20 protein-coding genes and 2 tRNA genes are annotated in these 20,207 nt (G+C 61.0%); 14 read left to right on the top strand and 8 right to left on the bottom strand.

Features of this window, described 5'->3' with window-relative positions; genetic code table 11:
• Positions 1–244: 244 nt before the first annotated feature.
• The 4 genes from AC0L2A_RS18340 to AC0L2A_RS18325 all read left to right on the top strand — a co-directional run bounded on the left by AC0L2A_RS18340 (position 245) and on the right by AC0L2A_RS18325 (position 4,064).
• Positions 245–1,198, top strand: a complete 954-nt coding sequence (locus tag AC0L2A_RS18340; RefSeq protein WP_473609942.1) for a sugar ABC transporter substrate-binding protein — start codon at positions 245–247, stop codon at positions 1,196–1,198.
• Between the two features lie 81 nt (positions 1,199–1,279).
• A complete protein-coding gene (locus AC0L2A_RS18335; protein ID WP_091600580.1) occupies positions 1,280–2,392 on the top strand; it encodes an ABC transporter permease in 1,113 nt (370 codons plus the stop codon).
• On the top strand, positions 2,392–3,171 hold the full coding sequence (locus tag AC0L2A_RS18330) for an ATP-binding cassette domain-containing protein (RefSeq protein ID WP_091600581.1): 780 nt from the start codon (positions 2,392–2,394) through the stop codon (positions 3,169–3,171). Before AC0L2A_RS18335 ends, AC0L2A_RS18330 begins: the two co-directional genes overlap by 1 nt.
• 104 nt (positions 3,172–3,275) lie before the next feature.
• A complete protein-coding gene (locus AC0L2A_RS18325) occupies positions 3,276–4,064 on the top strand; it encodes an intradiol ring-cleavage dioxygenase (protein WP_473609960.1) in 789 nt (262 codons plus the stop codon).
• 70 nt (positions 4,065–4,134) lie between these two features.
• On the opposite strand, the gene AC0L2A_RS18320 is transcribed toward AC0L2A_RS18325, so the two are convergent.
• The 7 genes from AC0L2A_RS18320 to AC0L2A_RS18290 are packed head-to-tail and all read right to left on the bottom strand — an operon-like array spanning position 4,135 to position 9,764.
• Positions 4,135–5,205: a 2,3-butanediol dehydrogenase gene (locus tag AC0L2A_RS18320; RefSeq protein WP_473609940.1), complete on the bottom strand. Its 1,071-nt coding sequence runs from the start codon at positions 5,203–5,205 to the stop codon at positions 4,135–4,137.
• A complete protein-coding gene (locus AC0L2A_RS18315) occupies positions 5,202–6,422 on the bottom strand; it encodes an MFS transporter (RefSeq protein WP_473609939.1) in 1,221 nt (406 codons plus the stop codon). Before AC0L2A_RS18315 ends, AC0L2A_RS18320 begins: the two co-directional genes overlap by 4 nt.
• 1 nt (position 6,423) lies before the next feature.
• Positions 6,424–7,224 (bottom strand): SDR family NAD(P)-dependent oxidoreductase, encoded by an 801-nt coding sequence (locus AC0L2A_RS18310; RefSeq protein WP_473609937.1) that lies wholly within the window; start codon positions 7,222–7,224, stop codon positions 6,424–6,426.
• Positions 7,225–7,250: 26 nt separating this feature from the next.
• The gene (locus AC0L2A_RS18305; protein ID WP_473609936.1) at positions 7,251–8,021 is read right to left on the bottom strand and encodes an SDR family NAD(P)-dependent oxidoreductase; all 771 of its coding nucleotides are present in this window, start codon (positions 8,019–8,021) and stop codon (positions 7,251–7,253) included.
• A 23-nt stretch (positions 8,022–8,044) separates the two neighbouring features.
• The gene (locus tag AC0L2A_RS18300; protein ID WP_473609935.1) at positions 8,045–9,121 is read right to left on the bottom strand and encodes a maleylacetate reductase; all 1,077 of its coding nucleotides are present in this window, start codon (positions 9,119–9,121) and stop codon (positions 8,045–8,047) included.
• 5 nt (positions 9,122–9,126) lie between these two features.
• Positions 9,127–9,414 (bottom strand): YciI family protein, encoded by a 288-nt coding sequence (locus AC0L2A_RS18295; protein WP_091600589.1) that lies wholly within the window; start codon positions 9,412–9,414, stop codon positions 9,127–9,129.
• Positions 9,411–9,764 (bottom strand): Dabb family protein, encoded by a 354-nt coding sequence (locus AC0L2A_RS18290; RefSeq protein ID WP_077378143.1) that lies wholly within the window; start codon positions 9,762–9,764, stop codon positions 9,411–9,413. The genes AC0L2A_RS18295 and AC0L2A_RS18290 overlap by 4 nt, the downstream gene beginning before the upstream one ends.
• A gap of 42 nt (positions 9,765–9,806) precedes the next feature.
• Here AC0L2A_RS18290 and AC0L2A_RS18285 point away from each other — a divergent pair, with 42 nt between their 5' ends.
• The 6 genes from AC0L2A_RS18285 (at position 9,807) to pcaF (ending at position 15,880) form a co-directional block, all read left to right on the top strand.
• Positions 9,807–10,790 carry a LysR family transcriptional regulator gene (locus AC0L2A_RS18285; protein WP_473609959.1) on the top strand — a complete coding sequence of 328 codons (984 nt, stop codon included), beginning with the start codon at positions 9,807–9,809 and terminating at the stop codon, positions 10,788–10,790.
• Between the two features lie 107 nt (positions 10,791–10,897).
• Positions 10,898–11,782 (top strand): sugar phosphate isomerase/epimerase family protein, encoded by an 885-nt coding sequence (locus AC0L2A_RS18280; RefSeq protein ID WP_473609933.1) that lies wholly within the window; start codon positions 10,898–10,900, stop codon positions 11,780–11,782.
• Between the two features lie 88 nt (positions 11,783–11,870).
• A complete protein-coding gene (locus tag AC0L2A_RS18275; RefSeq protein ID WP_473609932.1) occupies positions 11,871–12,962 on the top strand; it encodes a Gfo/Idh/MocA family protein in 1,092 nt (363 codons plus the stop codon).
• Positions 12,963–13,284: 322 nt separating this feature from the next.
• Entirely contained in the window at positions 13,285–14,007 is a 723-nt protein-coding gene (locus tag AC0L2A_RS18270; RefSeq protein WP_473609957.1) for a 3-oxoacid CoA-transferase subunit A, read from the top strand.
• Complete coding sequence (locus AC0L2A_RS18265) at positions 14,004–14,675, top strand: 3-oxoacid CoA-transferase subunit B (protein ID WP_473609931.1); 672 nt, start codon at positions 14,004–14,006, stop codon at positions 14,673–14,675. The genes AC0L2A_RS18270 and AC0L2A_RS18265 overlap by 4 nt, the downstream gene beginning before the upstream one ends.
• A gap of 2 nt (positions 14,676–14,677) precedes the next feature.
• Positions 14,678–15,880 (top strand): 3-oxoadipyl-CoA thiolase, encoded by a 1,203-nt coding sequence (pcaF, locus tag AC0L2A_RS18260; RefSeq protein WP_473609929.1) that lies wholly within the window; start codon positions 14,678–14,680, stop codon positions 15,878–15,880.
• Between the two features lie 780 nt (positions 15,881–16,660).
• On the opposite strand, the gene AC0L2A_RS18255 is transcribed toward pcaF, so the two are convergent.
• Positions 16,661–16,735 (bottom strand) — tRNA-Asn (locus AC0L2A_RS18255).
• 221 nt (positions 16,736–16,956) lie between these two features.
• Here AC0L2A_RS18255 and AC0L2A_RS18250 point away from each other — a divergent pair.
• From AC0L2A_RS18250 to AC0L2A_RS18235, 4 genes are all read left to right on the top strand, one after another.
• Positions 16,957–17,217 carry a hypothetical protein gene (locus tag AC0L2A_RS18250; protein ID WP_023802589.1) on the top strand — a complete coding sequence of 87 codons (261 nt, stop codon included), beginning with the start codon at positions 16,957–16,959 and terminating at the stop codon, positions 17,215–17,217.
• A gap of 334 nt (positions 17,218–17,551) precedes the next feature.
• Positions 17,552–17,625: transfer RNA gene (locus AC0L2A_RS18245), tRNA-Cys, on the top strand.
• Positions 17,626–17,762: 137 nt separating this feature from the next.
• Entirely contained in the window at positions 17,763–18,431 is a 669-nt protein-coding gene (locus tag AC0L2A_RS18240) for a protein-L-isoaspartate O-methyltransferase family protein (RefSeq protein WP_473609928.1), read from the top strand.
• A 186-nt stretch (positions 18,432–18,617) separates the two neighbouring features.
• A complete protein-coding gene (locus AC0L2A_RS18235) occupies positions 18,618–20,018 on the top strand; it encodes a TolC family outer membrane protein (RefSeq protein WP_473609927.1) in 1,401 nt (466 codons plus the stop codon).
• Positions 20,019–20,207: the final 189 nt, after the last annotated feature.

The following is a 20,207-nucleotide window of genomic DNA, read 5'->3' as shown; positions in this document are numbered from 1 at the left end:
GGCGGCCGACCATTGACGTCGGGTCCATGGCCCCATTCATGCCGACTTTGCCTTTGGTCGTGATGCGGACGGCATTCTGCCGGCAATTATTGCGTGATATGCAATAGAGTTTTGTGCTGGCCCCAGTTCATCCCACGACAAGATAGCTGCATAAATCCCACGCTGGCGGTTGAGGGGGACCGTGGCGCAAAGCGGAGAACCCGATTGCGCCAGTAGAGCGACAGTCAACAACGTGGAGGAGCAGATGAAAAACCTATCGTTTAAGGCGATGCTGTTGGCGAGTCTCGCCGCAACAGCCGCAATGGGCGTCGTACAGTCAGCAAGCGCTGCCGACGAGAAATACGTCCTTATCCACCATTCCCCTGACAGCGAGACGTTCTGGAACACCGTCAAGAACGGCGCCAGCCTGGCAGCAGAGGAAGTTGGTGCAACCGTCACGTTCCGCAATCCGCCGTCCGGCGACTTGGCGGACATGGTGCGCATTATCCAGCAGACGACCGCCGAGAAGCCCGACGGGATCATCGTTACGATCCCCGATCTCGAAACAGTGGGCGGCGCAATCGCGGACGCGGTTGCCCAAGGTATCCCTGTAGTGACGATGAACACGGGCACGGCAGAGGAATCCAAAAAACTCGGTGCTCTGCTCCACGTCGGTCAGCCTGAATATGAAGCCGGCAAGGGCGCCGGTGAACGAGCAAAAGCCGAAGGCATGAAGTCGTTCCTCTGCGTGAACAGCTTGTTCCCCAATGTGGCAGGGCAGCAGCGCTGTGAAGGCTTCGCGGAAGGTCTGGGCGTGCCTCTGGGCGAGCAGATGATCGACTCCGGCACCGACGCGGCGGAAATCGCCAACCGAGTGAAGGCTTACCTTTCGACCCATCAGGATACGGGCGCCGTTTTGACCCTCGGCCCCATGACCGCGATTCCGACGATCAAAGCGCTGAAGGACAACGGTATGGCGGGCGACATCTACTTCGCGACCTTCGATCTCAACCCCGACATTTCGCAGGCGATCAAAGATGGCGTCATCAACTTCGCCATCGACCAGCAGCCTTTCCTGCAGGGCTACCTGCCGGTCATCACGCTGACCAATGATCTCCGCTATGGGGTGCTGCAGGCCAATTCGGTGCTTTCAGGACCGGGGTTCGTCACGAAGGACAACCTTACTCTCGTCGAGTCGCTGGCCGGCAAGTACCGGTAAACGCCTCGCCTCCCGGGGGGCGGAAGCGACCTGCGCTTCCGCCCTTCCTTTCTTACAGATTCCTTTTGCGGGCAAGATCAGATGACGTCCACAACTAGCACCGACGAGCGCCTCAAGCGGAACTCACTCCTGCGTCGAGCGCTCGTTCGCCCGGAGCTTGGAGCAATTGGCGGCACGGCAGCCGTGTTCGCTTTCTTCCTCATTCTCGCCGGCGGCACCCAGATGTTCGCCCTGGACGGTGTCATTAACTGGGGCACCGTTTCGGCGCAGTTCATCGTGCTGGCCGTGGGCGTGTCGCTGCTGATGATCGCAGGCGAGTTCGATCTGTCGCTCGGGTCCATGGTGGGCTTTTCCGGCATGGTCTTCGGATTGCTGGTCGTCCACGTTGGCATTCCTGTCTGGCTGGCGATCCTGCTGACCTTTGTGGTCTGCGCCTTGATTGGCACCATCAACGGAGTCCTTGTCATTCGCACAGGTCTTCCGTCGTTTGTCGTGACGCTGGCCTTCATGTTCATCCTTCGCGGCGCGACGATCTGGAGTGCGATCACCTTCAACAAGCAGCCGGTTGTATCGGGGATCGGTGATGCTGCAGCGGGCGACCCCATCGCCTGGCTCTTCGGAGGTAAAGCGTTCACAGGCCTGTTCACATGGCTGGGTCAGCAAGGCATCATCGAAACGTACACCCGAGGTACGCGGGCAGGGCAACCGATCGTCGATGGCATTCCCATGCTGATACTTTGGGCCATCGGCCTGGTGATCGTCGGGCAGTGGGTTCTGACCCGTACCAAGTTCGGCAACTGGATTTACGCTGCCGGCGGTGACCCACAGGCTGCCCGCAACGTCGGCGTTCCCGTGGCTCGAGTGAAGGTACTGATGTTTATCGTTGCCGCAATATGCGCGGCGCTCCTCGGCATCTCCCAAGCGATCGAGTTCGGGTCGGCTGCGTCCGATCGCGGCATCATGAAGGAATTCGAGGCGATTATTTGTGTCGTCATCGGCGGTGCATTGCTGACCGGTGGCTACGGGTCTGTGGTGGGTGCCGCTCTGGGTGCCATTATTTTCGGTGTGGTCCAGCAGGGTCTGTTCTTCACCAACGTCGAGAGTTCACTCTTCCGAGTGTTCCTTGGCACAATCCTCCTCGGCGCAGTTGTGGCCAACACGTACATCCGCCGCTCAATCACAGGAGAAAGGTGATGACCACGCCAATCCTGGAAATGATCGACATCCAGAAGCACTTTGGCCGCATCATCGCCCTGTCCGGCGTGTCGTTCAGCGTCATGCCGGGTGAATGTCACTGCCTGCTCGGTGACAACGGTGCCGGTAAGTCGACGTTCATCAAGACGATGTCGGGAGCCCATACCCCGACTGGTGGCGAGATGAGGGTAGCGGGCGACACCGTTCATTTCACAAGCCCTCGCGAGGCGCTCGCTGCCGGTATCGCCACCGTCTATCAGGACCTTGCCATGATCCCGCTGATGAGCGTCAGCCGGAATTTCTGGCTCGGCCGCGAGCCAGAGGCCGGCTTCGGCCCCTTACGCTGGTTGGATTTCAAGAAGGCCGATGCCATCACACTCGAGCAGATGAAGCAAATGGGTATCAATTTGCGAGAGCCGGGACAGGCGGTTGGCACTCTTTCGGGAGGCGAGCGACAGACCGTCGCGATCGCGCGTGCCGTCTATTTCGGCGCCAAGGTGCTCATTCTCGATGAGCCGACCTCGGCGCTTGGCGTGCGCCAGACCGCCAATGTGCTGACGACAATCGACCGGGTACGCAAGAAGGGCATCGGCGTCGTGTTCATCACCCACAATGTCCGGCACGCGATGGCGGTCGGAGACCGGTTTACCGTTCTCAACCGCGGCAAGACGCTTGGCACGGCCGATCGTGGGCATATTTCATCAGAAGAACTGCAAAGTTTGATGGCCGGTGGGCAGGAACTCGCCCAGCTCGAAGCATCGCTCGGAAAAACGATCTAGGGATCGCGTCGGAGGGCGGCCCGAATTGGGAGCGCGACCGAGAGGAGGTCGAATTGTCAAAGTACCTGAATGAACAGAACTCGGTCGAAGCGGTCCTCGCGAGGATGGGCGATGGAACGAATGCTCGTCTTCGTACCGTTATGGAGTCGCTGATCAATCACCTCCATGGTTTCATTCGCGATGTCGAACTTACCGAGGCAGAGTGGGAGATTGCAATCGCGTTTCTGACCCGTACCGGGCAGATGTGCAGCGACACGCGGCAGGAATTTATCCTGCTCTCGGACGTGCTCGGTGTTTCGATGCTCGTGGACGCGATCAATCATCGGCGTCCCACCGGTGCCACGGAGAACACGGTGTTTGGACCATTCCACGTCGACGGGTCGCCCGAACGGCAGATGGGTGACAACATCAACCTCGATGGCAAAGGTGAGCTTTGTCTTTACGAGGGCCGCGTCCTCGACCTTGACGGCAATCCAATCGACAACGCCTATGTCGACGTTTGGTCAGACAACGACGAAGGCTTCTACGACGTTCAGCAGCCTGACATACAGCCGCCGTTCAACAACCGTGGCATCTTCAGAACTGGCGTTGACGGTCGATACAGCTTTGTCGGGATCAAGCCGACTTCATACCCCATTCCAAATGACGGACCCGTGGGGCAAATGCTCGAACAGCTCGAGCGTCATCCTTTCCGCCCCGCACACGTGCATTTCCTGGTTGGCGCGAACGGATACGATCGCCTCTGCACGCACATCTTCGTCGCGGGAGACCCGTACCTGGAGTCGGATTCCGTGTTTGGGGTGAAGGACACATTGATCGTCGCCTTCGAGCCGCTCGTCGACGTGCCGACCAAGTGGAAAGTTAAGTTCGACTTCGTCCTGAAGCGACTGTAGGATCGTCGTCAGCGGCTCATTCAGAGGGGCGGCAGTCGCGCAGCGGTGTCGACGACTGCGGGCCTGCGAGCTAAGCGCCCAGCTCGACCAAGATCTTCATTTTGGTCCCGCTCGGATCCAGCAACGGCTTGAATCCCTTCTCGACAATGTCGTCCAAGGCGATCGTGTCATCGATTAGGCGTTCGGCAGGCAAACGGCCGCTTTCGATCATTGCGTAAACACGCGGCCATAGTGTCGTCGGGTAGCAGAGCGACCCCTGCAGTCGAATATCGCGTGTAATCAGGTCAAAAGGTGAGAACTCAGCCTTGGCGTTGGTGAGGCCGACCAGTACCACCGTTGCCTGCGAGCGCACAGACCTGATGCAGTCGGCAATGGCTCGCGGGTTGCCCGCGCACTCGATAGCTGAATCGCATCCGAGGCGCTCGAATGTGTGCTCTCGAATGAAGTCTGCAAGCGGCGTCTTGGTAGGGTCGATCGTGATGACCGGAATGCCCAACGACTCGATGCGCTTGCGGCGGGCCGCATTGGGTTCGCTGAGGAAGATCTTGCCCGCGCCAGCGGCGTCGGCGGCCATGACCGTAAGCGCCCCGATTGGGCCGCCACCAGTGATCAGGATCGATCCGCCCGGTTCAAGCCCGCTGCGGTCGACTGCTGTCACCGCGACAGCCGCCGGCTCCACCATCGCTCCCTGTTCAAAAGTCAGGGTGTCAGGCATTTTGACGGTCGCGGAGGCCTTCATGACCGCGAAGTCCGCGAACCCGCCCCAATTCCATGTCAGGCCAGTCGCGGCCCCGCGGGTGCCAAGGAAATGCAGGCCGCGGACGCCGAAGTAACCATCGGCCGGGCCCATGTGCGGCTGGATCGCTACGCGGTCTCCCAGCTTCAGGTGGGACACGTCGCTCCCAACGGCCGCGATTTCACCGCTGAACTCGTGGCCGAGAATCTGCGGAATTGAGGCTCCCGAGAAAGGGTTGGGCTGAGAAGATATGAAGTGGGGTCCGTCGGCAAACTCGTGCAGATCGGTGCCGCAAATGCCGCACAACCTGTTGCGGACAAGAACTTCGTCCGGCTGCAGGTCGACCGGATCCGGAAGTTCCTCAACTCGGACGTCGCCTTTGGCGTAGAAGCGCGCAGCTCTCACTTTCGAACTCCTTTTGAACGTGACGGCACTTGTAGCGCCAGAAAAGTCAGATGCAGTGTCAGCGCAAGCAGGGGGCCCGAAGCGCCTGCAATCATAGCGCCATGCCAACCAAAGCTCTCAATCGCCCAGACGCCGACGCTGGCGCCAGTTGCCCCACCGACGAAGAAGGCTGCCATGAAGAGGCCGTTGAGGCGAGCCCGTTCGTTAGGGTGAGCGGAAAAGAGTTCACGCTGGCTCATCACCAGGGACACGGGGACGGCGCCGTCGAGAAGGAGGGCACCAACCAGCAGGGCCGCCAGCCCAACCACGCCACCCGATCCGCCCCAGCCGGCAACGATCCAGGATAGGACGCCGGCGCTGAGGGAGAGCGTCGTTCCCAAGGTGATCGCTCCGCGGTCAGCTACCCTCCCGGCCAGAGGTGACATGATCGCGCCTGCGGCTCCCGCCAGCGCCACGAGTGCGATCTGGACTTGGTCGAGGCTGTAGGGCGGCCTGCTCAGAAGCAGGGGCAGGGCCGTCCAGAAAAGAGTGTACGAATAGAACATCAAGAATTGGTAGGCGGCCCGACGCTGAAGCAGGCGGTTGCCCAAAGCGAGCGAACCCATGGACTTCAGCATCGCTCCGTAACGAAGCTTGCTCTCGGGGTGTCGCGCCGGCATCCGAGCGAGGATCAGCCCAGCGGCGCCCAGGCAGATGGCGGCAGAGGCGAAGAAGACCGACCGCCAGCCGAGGGGACCGGTGATCAGGCTCGACACAGGCCGAGACAGCATGATGCCAGTCAGGATGCCGGACATGACTCGCCCAACCATCAAGCCTTGGCGCTTAGGATCGGAAAGCGCGGCCGCATAGGGAAGCAGGATCTGGACGGACACTGACCCGACGCCGATTCCGAAGCACGCGATCAGGAAGAGCGTCGGCGAGGTTGTCAGTGCCATTGTGATCGAGGCGGCGAAGCCGACGACGAGCACTGCCAAAGCCAGGCGGCGGTTTTCGAGCGCGTCAGCGAGCGGCACTAAAAGTAGGAGGCCAAGACAATAGCCCAACTGGGCAAGCGTCACGATGATACCAGCACCTTCGGGCGCGAACCCAAGCGTGCCGGCAATTTCCCCGACGATGGGCTGTGCGAAATAGAGGTTCGCGACGATTGCGCCGCAAACGCAGGCGACGGCGAACTCGAAGCCAGCCGGCAGCCGATCATTGGGGACGGAGACATTCACGTCAGATGATGGATCGGATCGAGCCACCGTCGACGCCCCAGACCGAGGACGTAACGAACGAGGCCAGATCAGAGGCGAGGAACAGGATGACGTTCGCGACTTCGTCCGGCGTCCCGAGCCGCTGCAGCGGCAGCTGCCGAAGTTTCATTTCGTGCTCGACGGCCGCCTGCGGCTCCATCTTGTGGTACTTGCCCATCGTCTCGGCGAAGCCCCCGGGTTTCTCCCAAAAAGGCGACCAGATGGGGCCAGGAGCAACAGCGTTGACGCGGATCTTGGGAGCCTCGGCTCGGGCCAATGCCTTGGTGAGGGCGAGGATTGCGGCCTTCGATACCGAGTAGTCGACCGGCACCGGTTCTGGCTGTCGCGCCAGATCCGACGCATTGTTAACGATGACGCCGCCATTGGCCCGCAGGATTGGAAGCGCTTTGCGGATCGCTCGTACATAACTCATGAAGTTGAGCGAAAGCGTTGCATCCCACGCCGCGTCATCGACGTCGTCGAAGCTGCGGATTGCGCCGGAACCAACGTTGTTGACGAGCACGTCAACGCGGTTCCCGAAGGCCTTCAGAAGCTCGTCCATGCCGCGGGACACTCCAGCCGCTTCCGAGAGATCGGCGCCTGCGGAGTGAACCGTGACACCATGGTGACTGGCGACGGCCGCGACCTCTGCCAATCCTTTCTCGTCGATATCCAACAGTCCGAGGTCGGCGCCTTCCTTGGCGAAACCCAAGGCCGTGGCGCGGCCGATGCCATTGGCGGCGCCGGTGATGATTACGACCTTTCCCTTGAGACCAGTGTCCATATTGCTTCCTCCCAACGATCGTGAGTTTAGACGGACGCCCCTTCGGCGCCGGTTCGGAAATCGAAACCAGCAGTCAATCCACCATCGGCGATCACGTCTGCGCCAAGGAGTGCCGTTGCCCCATCTGACAATAGGAACAACGCTGCTTGCGCGACCTCGCTTGCCTCGAGGATGCGGCCTTGCGGCTGTCGATTTGCCCGGGTTGCCAGGAACCTGGAGCTGTCGGTGGCGCTCTCGACGTGTCGCTTGAAGAGGCCAGCCATCATGGGACCGGGACTCAGAACGTTGATCCGGATGCCTCGCCGTGCGTGGTCGAGTGCTGCGGTTCGAGCCAGCTGACGCACGGCTGCTTTCGATGCGTTGTAGATGGCCAGTTGCTGCTCGGCCAAGGTGGCGTTGACTGACGCAACCGCAACGATGGCGCCACCGCCCTTCGCCTCCATCCGAGGGATGATTATCGCCATCCCCAAGGCGGTGCCGGTCACGTTCACCGACATGGTGCGCTCGATGCGCTGGGGTGTCGCTTCAGGTACAGTGCCCACGTCGAGGATTGCGGCGCAGGTCACGAGCCCCAGCGTTGCGGACGCTTGGGCGTCGAGGAGATCGACCACCCTGTTCCAGGTACTTGTATCAGCGATCGAGCCGGTGACCTGTTGGTACCGGCCATCGGATTCGAGCGCAGATGGCGCCATATCGACGCCGACCACCTGACAGTTGCTCTGCAGCAGTTGCCTGGCCACTTCGAGCCCGAGACCTGACGCTGTCCCAGTCACAACGACGATGTCGGGCAGCCGCAATTCAAGCGAACCCATTCGATCACCTATTCAACCAGAGGGGGGAGGCCGGCGTAGGCGCGATGGAGGAGGCGCCCTATCAGATCTTCATCGAGCTGCCGTGGGTTCCGGTAGGGGTTAGACAGAGCCAATGCGCGGGCCTTACCAAGACCCTCTTCCGGCATGCCGATGTCCTTGAGGGCGCGCGCGGCTCCTACCTGGCCGGCGAGTTCGTAGAGCGCCAGGCTAGGGTCGTCGGTTTTCAGAACGCGCTTCAGGCGATCGATGGCATCCGGGACTGCCGGCGCATTGTAGGCGAGGGCATGAGGCAGCATGATGGTGTGCGTCTCTGCATGCGGGAGGTCGAACGTCCCGCCGAGCGTATGGCAAAGCTTGTGGTGCAGGGACATGCCCACGGCCCCCAGGCACGTTCCCGCCAGCCAAGCACCGTACAGGGCCAGGGATCGTGCTTCCTTGTCCCGCTGATCAAGCCTGATCGTGGGCAAGGCCTTGGCCAATGCACCGATGGCTTCGCCCGCCATCAGGTCGATAATCGGATTCCGGTCCTGAGCGTAGAGCGCCTCAACCGCGTGTGCGATAGCGTTGATGCCGCTGGTTCCTGAGAGGGCGACCGGTAGGGAAAGCGTCAGGTCGACATCGTAGATCACCACTTCAGGCAGGACCTTCGGCGAAGTGATCGTCTTCTTCTGACCGTTCGCCGTTTCACCGAGGATGGGCGTCATCTCAGAGCCGGCATAGGTGGTCGGGATGGCGATCTGCGGCAGATCGGTGCGCAGGGCCAAAGCTTTGCTCAGGCCAGTCGTCGAACCACCGCCAATGGCGATGAGCCCGTCGACATCCTTTTCCTGAATGTCTCGCATCGCTTGTTCGGTGACATTCACCGGAGTGTGCATCGCGGCGCCCGAGAACACCCCAACTGACTTCGCGGCGAGACGGGAGGCCACCGTCAGCGCAAAGTCCTCCTGCTGGGGTGTCGAGAGGACCAGAACCCGCTGTAGCCCCAGGCGGTCGACTTCTTCTCCGACCTTTCCAACCGATCCCGCGCCAAAGACCACTCGTGACGCATTGGCGCTGTAGACGAAACTCTCAGGCAGCCTTGCCATTTTGCTCACTCCCGATTGTCAACGCGCAGGTTGAATTGCTTGATGCTGATCTCGGCCCATACGCCCGACCGGTTGAAGGGGTCGGCAGCGTTGAATGCTTCAACCTCAGCCACACTGGAGGCCTCAAAGACGAACAGCGACCCAATCATTGTGGCGCCGTCGGCCGCTAACAGCGGTCCGGAGATCACGGTCCTCATCTTTCCCGCGGCCAGATAGGCCTTATGCTCATCGTAGTGAGCAAGACGAATATCGATCGCGTCTGGATGATCGATGCAGTGGACGGCAACCTTCATGGCGAGGGTTCCTCCGTTGACACGTAGTCGACCTGGTACCGCGCAATACGCACACCCTGGAGCTCGTCACGTATCTTCAGGTGGGCGGGATGGTTGGCATATGCCTCCAGAGCTTCGGCGCTCTCGAACTCTGAGTATAGCACCACGTCGCAGGCGTAATCGACGCCACTGAAATCCACGCCTACTTCAATGTGCAGAAGGCCCGGGATCGCTCCGAGTAATGCCTCAAAGCGCGATTTGACCGCTTCTACCGCAGCGGCTTTCTGGCCGTCGGCGCTTGGAAGGAGGTTCCACATGACGACATGTTTAACCCGCTCCCTTTGCCCCTTCTGTGCCGCCAGCTGATCCATCCGTTCCCTCTCAAGCCAAGTGACCGCGCGACTTTGACGGAAGTGATTGCATTTGCTTGGGAAGCGATGAAGACTGGCTTTCTCAAAACACCTTTCCGCCGGATGCAAAAAGTGGATCGTTGGACCGAGCTACAGGTGTTCCTCAAGATCGTTGAGGAACAGAGCATGACAAAGGCGGCGGATGCCCTTGACCTCTCGGTTTCCGGAGTTAGCCGCCACCTTGTGAATCTGGAGACGAGGCTCGGTGCCCGGCTGGTTCAACGATCCACTCGCCGGCTCAGCACGACCACCGAAGGCCAGCAGCTCTACTTGGACGCCCGAGACATCCTGGCGAACTGGGAGGAGGCCGAGGCAAACGTTACGGCCCGGGCTCATGCGCCAACCGGCAGGTTGAGGGTGGGGGCCTCTCTGTCGTTTTCGTTGCTGCATCTGATGCCGGTGGTTCAGCAGTTTAGGCAGCGCTACCCCAGTGTGCTGATCGAAGTGGTGGCATCCAACCGCTATTACGACATCATCGAAAATGGACTCGATCTTGCGATCCGCACGCGTCGCGTGGAGGCCGATAGCTCCATTACTATTCGAAAGCTGGCCGAGACGCGCCGGCTGTTGGCGGCGTCACCGGAGTACCTCGATCGCCGCGGCGTCCCGAAGCATCCCAGCGACCTCAAGGACCACGACCTGATCCTCTACACTCTGGCCGACAACTGGAATCACCTGAACTTCCGCAAGGGCGAGGATGCTGTAGCCGTCGAGGTCGATGGCATCATCAATGCCAATGACGGCCAGCTCATTTGCGCGGCCGCTCGCGACGGTCTTGGGATCCTGGCGCAACCAACGTACATCATCCACAAAGATCTCGAAGCCGGGCGCCTTGTCCGCGTCCTCGATGATTGGGATCTCCCGAGGCTGACAATGAATATCGCCTATCCGAGCAAATCCTTCATGCCTGCCCGGACCCGGCTGTTCCTCGACTTTCTCGTCGAGCAGTTCCGCGCAAACAACTACGAGGAACTGTGGACTCGGTAGGCCGATTTTTGCGCGCCACGCAACACAGTTTTCCCAGCGACCGGGTTTATTCTCGCACGGTAGAACGTTAGCCAAAACGGGTGCCGCGCTGTTCGCGGAGGCACGGTATGCATTCCCGCAAGGACATCGTGATGGCTGCAGACGTTGAACTCCTGATTTCCTACTTCGCCCTTTCTGGAGACGTCTTTCCGTTGGGCCCGACGGAAATCAGCCCCTTCCCGTTCAAGGACCGTGTCGAGGCCGCCGCCCGCGCCGGATTCAAGGGCTTTGGCCTCCATTCGGAGGATGTAGTTCATGTCAGGGATCAGATCGGCTACCGGGAAATGCGCCGGGTCGTGGAGGCGAACGGCATCAAGCACCTCGAGATCGAGTTCCTGACCAATTGGTTCCGCCGCGACAAGAAGCGTCAGGAGTCCGACAAGGTCCGCAAGCTTATGCTCGAGGTCGCGGCGGAATTGGGGCTAAAGGATATCAAGGTCGGTCCTGGCTTCGAGGATGCTCCCGCCGACGTGCCGCTGATGGCGGATGAACTGGGCAAGTTATGCGACGAGGCTGCGCCCTATGGCACCGACATCGTATTGGAAATCATGCCTTGGTCAAATGTGCGTACCATCGAAGCCGGGTTGGCGATCGTCTCCGGTGCAAATCGCAACAACGGTGGCCTGCTCATTGACATATGGCACATGGCCCGAGGCAACATTCCCTATAGCGAAATTCGCAAGATACCCGCTCGGTTCATCAAGGCTGTGGAAATTGACGACGCGCTGAAGGTGGCGCCGGTACCAGACATTTGGGAAGACACGATCGCTTATCGCGAGCTTTGCGGGGAAGGGGAACTCGATGTCCCGGCGTTTCTTCGCGAGGTACAGGCAGCCGGTTACCGCGGCGTGTACGGCACGGAGATCCTTTCGGCCAAACACCGCAAGCTAGGACTGGACGAAATGGCCGAGCGAGTTTTCAGGTCCTCCATGGCTCAGTTTGCCGATCTCTGATCGGACCAACGGCAGCGCGAGCTTTTTGGAGGGGTGATCAACGAGGATCGCCCCTTTCTTCTTTTCTCCACAACGAAGGTCAACGGCCATGGGCTACGCTATTGGTGAAGATGCCATGCTCGGCATCGCTTGCCTGGGAATTACGCACCCCCACACATCCGGCAGGGTAAAGGCGTTTCAGCGAATGTCGGGGGTGCGCCTGCTGGGTGCCCACGACGAAAGTCCGCTTCTGACGCCGTTTGTCGATGCGCTTGGGTTGGAGCCCCGAAGCAAGGACGAGATCCTGGCGGATGCCGATGTCCATGCGGTGCTTGTGCATCCCAAAAGCCACGCTATGGCGGATTTTGCCATCGAGGCGCTTGAAGCGGGAAAGGCCGTGCTTTGTGAAAAGCCGGCCGGCCGAGGGTCGGCCGACACCGCGCGTATCGTCGCCGCCGTCGACCAGACGGACGGCCTGTTTCAGGTTGGGTACTGTTGGCGTTTCGCGCCTTCCATCGGAAAGATGCAGGAGGTTCTGGCAAGCGGGCGATTGGGGAAAGTTCTCCAGGTCAGGGCGCATGCCGGCTGCTCTCATAATGAGGCAGCTACCGCCCACATGAATCAGCCTGGAGACATAGGTGGAGCGATGTTCGTAATCGCCTGCCACCTCATCGATCGCATCCTGCTCCATTTCGGCATGCCCGATACAGTCAACGCTAGAATTACCAAGTTTCCGCTGGTGTTCGGCGCCGAGTCTCGGGAAGACGCCGGTGGCGCGATCCTCAACTACCCCGGCAAGTTGGTCACCGTCGACTTCATGTCATGGGATCCGCTGTCGTGGACGGAGAGTTGGGACTTGTCGGCATACGGGACCGAGGGAATAATGCACTCGTGCCCTCTGCCGGCGTCGTACAAGATCTACGACAGTGGGAAGAACGGTCATCAGCAAGGATGGACGGAGTGGCGTGAGACGAGCTTCCCGGAAATCTGGGCGACCAAAAAGACGGTCTATTCTCCCGAGATCGCCGAGATCGGTAACCCGATCTATTTCGATCGCGAAGCAGCGGCGTTCGCTGCCTCACTGCGGTCGGGCTCGCCGTCGGTCGTGCCGGCAACGCAGGCCCACAACGTCAATCGGCTGCTCGAAGGCATGTTCAGGTCGTCCGAACTAGCGGGTGCTGAAGTTTCAGTCGCGTCGTAGGCTCACCTTTAACTTTCTAGCCCGGTGACCTCCAGGTTGTCGGGCTTTTTCGTGAGTCATTTTTGCAACAACCGCAACACTGTTTCCATGTTCGCGCGCTTTATCGCGCCAGCCGCCATGCGAGAATAACCCCATTGAGAGGACGGGCGCATTCGTAGGAGGAGCGCTCTTTAGGACAGCCGTCATCAGGAGGAGAAAATGGCTATCAACCGTCGACTATTCTTCGCTTCGGGTATCGCGCTCGCCACTGTCTTATCGGGTGCACGGGCACCAGCCCGCGCACCCGATTGATGCAGCGGCCTTCGCCGTGAAGGATGGTTTTATGGATAAGACGGTTCCCGATCTCGCCACAGCAGTAGCCGGGATCGAAGACGGGATGACGCTGATGATTGGTGGATTTGGCGGCTCAGGCGCCCCGATCGAACTCATCCACGCTCTGATCGATCGATTTCGCGCCACCGGCTTTCCCAAGGCACTCATCGTGATCAACAACAATGCCGGCAATGGCCGGATCGGCATCGCGGCGATGATCGACGCTGGAATGGTCGCGAAGATGGTTTGCTCGTTTCCGCGCTCGGCCGATCCGCGCGCCTTCACCGAGAAGTATCGTGTTGGCCAGATCGGGCTCGAACTCGTGCCGCAGGGAACGTTGGCCGAGCGTATCCGTGCCGGCGGCGCGGGCATTCCGGCCTTCTACACGCCGACCAGCTTCGGCACCGATTTGGCGGAGGGGAAGCCGGCCGCCGAGTTTGATGGTCGCATGTACGTGCAGGAACGTTGGCTCAAGTCGGACGCAGCCCTGATCAAGGCCGAACTGGCCGACACCATGGGTAATCTCACCTATCGCAAGGCGGCGCGTAACTTTTCGCCGCTAATGGCCGCCGCCGCCAGGCTGACCGTCGTGCAGGCCTCAAAGATCGTCCGGCCTGGTGGGATCGATCCGGAGCAGATCGTTACCCCGGGCATTTTCGTCGACCGCATCGTGGAAGTCGCGGGTGCCCAACAGGAAGAGGCCCTTATGCGGGCAGGAGTGGCCTACGGATGACCGAGAAACTCACCAACGCACAGATCGCCTGGCGGGCCGCTCAGGACATTGCCGACGGTGCTTATGTGAACTTGGGCATCGGATTCCCCGAGATGGTGGCCAAGTTCCAGCCACCCGGCCGGCAAGCGATCTTTCACACAGAGAACGGCGTGCTCAATTTCGGTGAAAGTCCCCCGGAGGGCGAGGAAGATTGGGACCTGATCAACGCCGGCAAAAAGGCTATAACGCTGAAGCCGGGCGCAGCCTTCTTCCACCATGCCGACAGCTTCGCCATGGTCCGCGGCGGCCATCTAGACGTCGCCATTCTGGGTGCCTACGAAGTGGCTGAAAATGGCGACCTCGCCAATTGGTCGACGGGCCCTAAGGGCGTGCCGGCCGTGGGCGGTGCCATGGATCTGGTGCATGGCGCCAAGCGCGTTGCTGTGGTCACCGACCACGTGACCAAGGACGGACGCCCCAAGTTGGTCAGGCGCTGCGGCCTGCCGCTGACCGGCGTTGGCTGCGTCACCCGCGTCTATACCAGCCTTGCCGTTGTCGACATCGAGAACCAGCGCTTCGTGCTGCGCGAGAAGCTTCCCAAGCTCAGCCTCGACGCCCTGCAAGCGGTAACTGGTGCCGAGCTTCTCGTCGACGGCACGGTCGGCGACCTAATTGTTCCGGAGGTTTAGGAATGAGCGAAGCCTTCATCTGCGCCTACAAGCGCACGCCCATCGGCCGCCTCGGCGGCGTCCTGTCCTCGGTCCGAGCGGACGACCTGGGTGCCGTTCCTCTCAGGGCCTTGATCGCGGAGAACTCAGGTGTCGATTGGGACGCAGTCGACGACGTGATTTTCGGATGTGCCAATCAAGCCGGCGAGGACAATCGGAACGTTGCTCGTATGAGCTCGCTTCTGGCCGGCCTGCCTGTGAGCATCCCCGGCACCACAATCAATCGCCTCTGTGGCTCCGGAATGGATGCTGTGATCACGGCAGCCCGCGCGGTCATGTCCGGTGAGGCGGAGTTGGTCATCGCCGGCGGCGTCGAGTCCATGAGTCGAGCCCCGTTCGTGCTGCCCAAGGCCGAGACGGCTTTCTCTCGCAATGCCGAGATCTACGACACGACCATCGGCTGGCGCTTTGTCAACCCGCGCATGAAGGAGCACTACGGCGTGGATTCCATGCCGGAAACCGGTGAGAACGTCGCTCGGGACTTTGGCGTGTCGCGCGAGGCGCAGGATGCCTTTGCGGTGCGCAGCCAAGACAAGGCCATCGCCGCGCAGAAGAGCGGCAGGCTTGCTCGGGAAATCGTCCCCGTAATGGTCCCTCAGAAAAAGGGCGGCGCAATCCCCGTCGAGCTGGACGAGCACCCTCGAGCCGGCACCACGATGGAAGCCCTGGCGAAGCTCAAGCCGCTGTTCTCTGGAGGGAGCGTCACCGCTGGCAATGCCTCAGGCGTGAACGACGGCGCTGCGGCACTCATCATCGCGTCGGAGGCAGCGGCCAAGCGCTACGGGCTTACGCCGATTGCCCGCATACTAGGTGGTGCGGTCGCCGCCGTGCCACCTCGGATTATGGGCTTTGGGCCGGCACCGGCCACCAAGAAGCTTTGCGCTCGCCTTGGGATTGCACCGGCGGAATTCGAGGTGATCGAACTCAACGAGGCTTTCGCGAGCCAGGCCATCGCAGTGCTTCGCGACTTGGGGATCCCTGAGGACGCAAGCCAAGTGAATTCCAACGGCGGCGCCATTGCCTTGGGGCACCCCTTGGGCATGAGCGGCGCGAGGATAGCTGGAACCGCAGCTCTCGAACTCGCCGCCTTTGGGAAAACATACGCCTTGGCGACGATGTGCATTGGCGTGGGTCAGGGGATCGCTATCGCACTGCAGCGGGTTTAGACGACTGGGCGACGGGCTGGAGCGACAGTGCGATTTCAGACGACCGCGATGTCGGCGCTGAAGGCAAGTTATCTTGCGCCCTCGCGCTTCATGGCTCTGTCATTGAGGCTAGGCACGGCTCGACTCGCGCATATTTCGGGGGCGGTGCGGCTCGTTATTGGTGAAGACGTTCGCGCCAAAACACCGCTTCCAATATGCCAAATGCTGCCCCAGTAGGATGGCCGAAAAGCCGTGAGGCGCCATCGAAACCAAGCATGGGGGCAGGCTCGAAATGTTTTTCCTTAACCGGCTTAAGCCGGAGTATTCGCCGCGATGCGGATGGCCGCATGCCAAGCGACAAATTTGTCGCGGCGTGCGCCCGACTGGTTAGCGGCTTCCCCGGCTAAGGTTAACGACGCAAGGGTTTGACGCGACCTTCCGGGCATCTCTCGCAATGTCCAAGAGGAGGCGCAAGGCTGTCGTCCAGTGGCAGCCTGGCAGTGGTCGCCTTAGATCAATTCTTCCCGTTCTCGAGCTGGAAGGTTTCGCCGGCCGAATCTATGTAGCGGCTCGTTTTGGCGCAATCGCGCCGGCTGTAGGTCTTTTCACGATGTGGCCGCCGAATTTACGATGAGGGCTTTTGCAGGCCTAGGCGAGGGGGAGGGCGCTACGCTAGGCTATCACTGACTTCGATCGGCATCTCTGCGTTTTGCGAGCCATTCCAGGAGAACGAATCGGATCGATGCGCAGAAAAAATCGCATGTCTGCGCGCAATATCGCGCCGTAGCGTAGAAAAGGCGTTGGCTCCCCGGGCCGGATTCGAACCAGCGACCAACCGGTTAACAGCCGGTTGCTCTACCACTGAGCTACCGGGGAACAGAGGCTCTCATGTGAGTGGCGCAGCCTATAGCAAACCCGTTTCGGCTTTGCAAAGAAGCATTTCGTATTTTTCGGCGCTTTTTCGCGCCACGATTTCTGGCAATCATGTGCGTGCGTCCTCATATGAGCCGTCTGGCGGGGTGCGCGGAACCGAAAAGGCGGTTGCGGCTTTCGTCAGCTGAAGCTTTTACTTTGCCCGAACGGACCACTGACCAGACATGAGCGCAGCAAGCCACAACCACCCACCGGCACGAAAAATATCGGTCTTCGGCCGTGAGTTCACCATGCCGCGCTCGCGCGGCCTCAGGATTGCAATCGGCGTCGTGCTGATCTTCGGCGGCATTCTCGGCTTTCTGCCGATCCTGGGCTTCTGGATGGTGCCGATCGGATTGCTGGTGCTCTCCTACGAGTTTGCCGTGGTGCGCCGCCACCGGCGCCGGCTCGTCGTGTGGTGGGAACGGCGGCGGCGGCCGAACTGACGGCTATACCGACTTCGCAAGCCGGCAAGCCCTGCGAAGGCGTCTTTCCGGCTCGACTCAGCTGGCTAAATGCCCGGACTGGCTGAGAGCCTTGTTTGGAAATTCTGCTCCGACGGCCAGATGATGGCGGTTCTGCGCTTACCTACGGCGCCGCGCGTCCAATTGGAGGCGCAGCGCTCTGACGTCCGCTGCGCTCCGGTTCTCGGAGCATGCGTGTCGTTGGCTCGGCGCGTGGCATCATGGCCGAGGGGAAACCGTCGGGAATGCACCATGGCCGCTTGACGGCATTTTCGCCGCAACCTATTGGAACCGGGTGGAACGCCGGGAGCAATGAGGCCTCGTGGCGGAGTGGTTACGCAGAGGACTGCAAATCCTTGCACCCCGGTTCGATTCCGGGCGAGGCCTCCAGTTGCCCAAGCTCCCGCGCACCAGCGCCAGGGGGCTTGAGTTCCAGTCGACATGAGCCGCGGTCTTGGCGCGGCAAGCGGATCGATCTTGGGCGGATTGATCTTGAACAGGTTGGTCTTGGGCGGATTGGTTGGAACATGAGCGCTGATTTTGCCGAACGTCGGGTAAAAATGGTCGACGGCCAGGTCCGCACCACCGACGTAACCAGCGCGCCGCTGCTCGAGGCGATGCTTGTCGTGCCGCGCGAGGCCTTTGTCGCCCCCGATCAGCGCGATCTGGCCTATATCGACGAGGACATCCGCATTGCCAATACCGCGGACGGCCCGCGTTATCTCATGGAGCCTTCGCCGCTGGCCAAGCTGATGCAACTGGCCGAGATCGGCCCTGGCGATTCGGCGCTCGATGTCGGCTGCGGCACCGGCTATGCGGCGGCGATCCTGTCGCGGCTGGCAAAGTCCGTCGTTGCGCTGGAAAGCGATCCGGATTTGGTCGAGACCGCGATGTCGACGCTTTCGGCGCTGGGCTGCGACAATGTCAGCGTGGTCAAGGGACCGCTGCCGGAAGGCCATGCCGCGGGAGCGCCCTACGACGTCATTTTCATCGGCGGCAGCGTCGAGAAAGTGCCGGAACCGCTGCTCGACCAGCTTGCGGAAGGCGGTCGGCTCGTCGCCGTCGAAGGGCAGGGGAATTCGGGCGTGGCCCGATTGTTCCTGAAAACAGGGGGGGTCGTAACCGGAAGAGGCGCCTTTAATGCGGCAATTAAGCCACTACCGGGATTCGATCGTATTCGTGCGTTCGAGTTCTGAGTGATTTTGGCTTGCAGCAAAGCCGTTGTCATGTTCGCTTGCGCTTGAACAATTGTTGCTGATCCGCACAACCGGGGTGTTCTTTTGGGGGCAGACAGCAGGGAACCTGAAACACACGGCGCCGGCTGCTCGAATGGGGGAAGCCGGCGCGGTGTGGTTCCCATGCAAAACGAATGAGGGAATAACGTGCCGTCTTTACGAAAGAGTCTTTTTGCCGCCGTCCTCTTCTCGGCGACCGCGCTTTCTCCGCTAGGCGCCTCGGCGGAAACCATTCTCGGTGCACTTTCAAAAGCCTATCAGAACAATTCCCAGCTCAATTCGGCCCGCGCCGGCGTCCGCGTCACCGATGAGGGCGTTGCCATCGCCAAGTCCGGCTGGCGCCCGACCATCACCGGTTCCGCGAACATCGACTTCTCCAGAAGCCATTTCGATCCCCGTAGCGGGCCGGGTCGAGACCTTTCGTTAACCACCGGCAACTTCGGCGTCCAGATCGACCAGACCCTGTTCGACGGCTTCCAGACCAGGAACAACGTCGCCGCCGCCGAAGCGCAGGTCCGCGCCTCGTTCGAGAGCCTGCGCAACACCGAAGAGAACATCCTGTTCAATGCGGCAAGCGCCTATATGGACGTGATTCGCGACCGCCAAGTGGCGGTGCTGACGGAGCAAAACCTGCAGTTCCTGACCGAGCAGGCGCGCGCCGCGCGTTCGCGCTTCGAGGTCGGCGAAGGCACCCGCACCGACGTTGCGCAGGCCGATGCCGAGCGCTCCTCCGCTGTGGCGGAACTGGCGGCCGCCCGCGCGCAGGCGCTGGCGAGCGCTGCGACCTATCGCCAGATCGTCGGCGACGAGCCAGGCAGGCTCAGGGCCGCTTCGCCGCTGGCGAAGCTGTTGCCGTCGAACCTCGATGCGGCTATCGCGATTGCATCCATCGAGCACCCGGCCATCCTCGCCACCCAGCACCTGGTCGACGCGGCGGCGTTTTCGGTGAAATCGGCCGAAGGCGCGCTGCTGCCGCAGCTTTCGGCTTCCGCCGGCGTTTCCAGCGCCTATCGCAGAACGGCTCCGGGCTCCGCCGATACGGGGCAGGACGGCACAACCAATTCGGCCAGCATCGGCGCCACCTTGACCATACCGATCTATTCGGGCGGGCGGACGTCGGCGATAGTACGTCAGAACAAGGAATCGCTCAGCCAGGCCCGGATCGAGGTCGATGTCAGCCGCGACACCGTGCGGCAGGCCGTGACCTCGGCGTGGACGCAATATACCGCCGCTCAGCAAACCGTGGTGGCCAACAGGCAGGTGATCGCCGCCGCGCAGCTTGCCCTGAGCGGCGTCATCGAGGAGCGCAACGTCGGCCAGCGCACCACGCTCGACGTTCTCAACGCGCAGGCCACGCTCATCACCGCCAAGATCAACCAGGCCAGCGCCGAACGCGATCTGGTGGTGGCGAGCTATGCCATCCTGTCGGCTATCGGTCATCTTTCGGTCGAGCGTCTCGCCCTTCAGGTCGTGAAATACAAGCCCGAAGAACATTACAATGCGGTCAAGGACAAGTGGTTCGGCCTGCGCACGCCAGACGGCCGCTGATCCCCTCACCAGTTTCAACTTCCGTCCAGTTTCAAGCTATTTAGAGCCTGCGCGTCCAAAAGGTCGCGCGGGCTCTAATCTGTTGAAATCCAACATGCCCTCAGATTGGGGATTCTCGTAAGGCGATCCGTGGGTTACGCTGTTGCCATGATTCGAATCCGGGCTTTGGCCGGACAGGAAATCTGCAAC

The sequence above is a fragment of the Mesorhizobium sp. WSM4844 genome (assembly GCF_055811775.1).
This window is presented reverse-complemented; position numbering and strand designations above follow the sequence as displayed.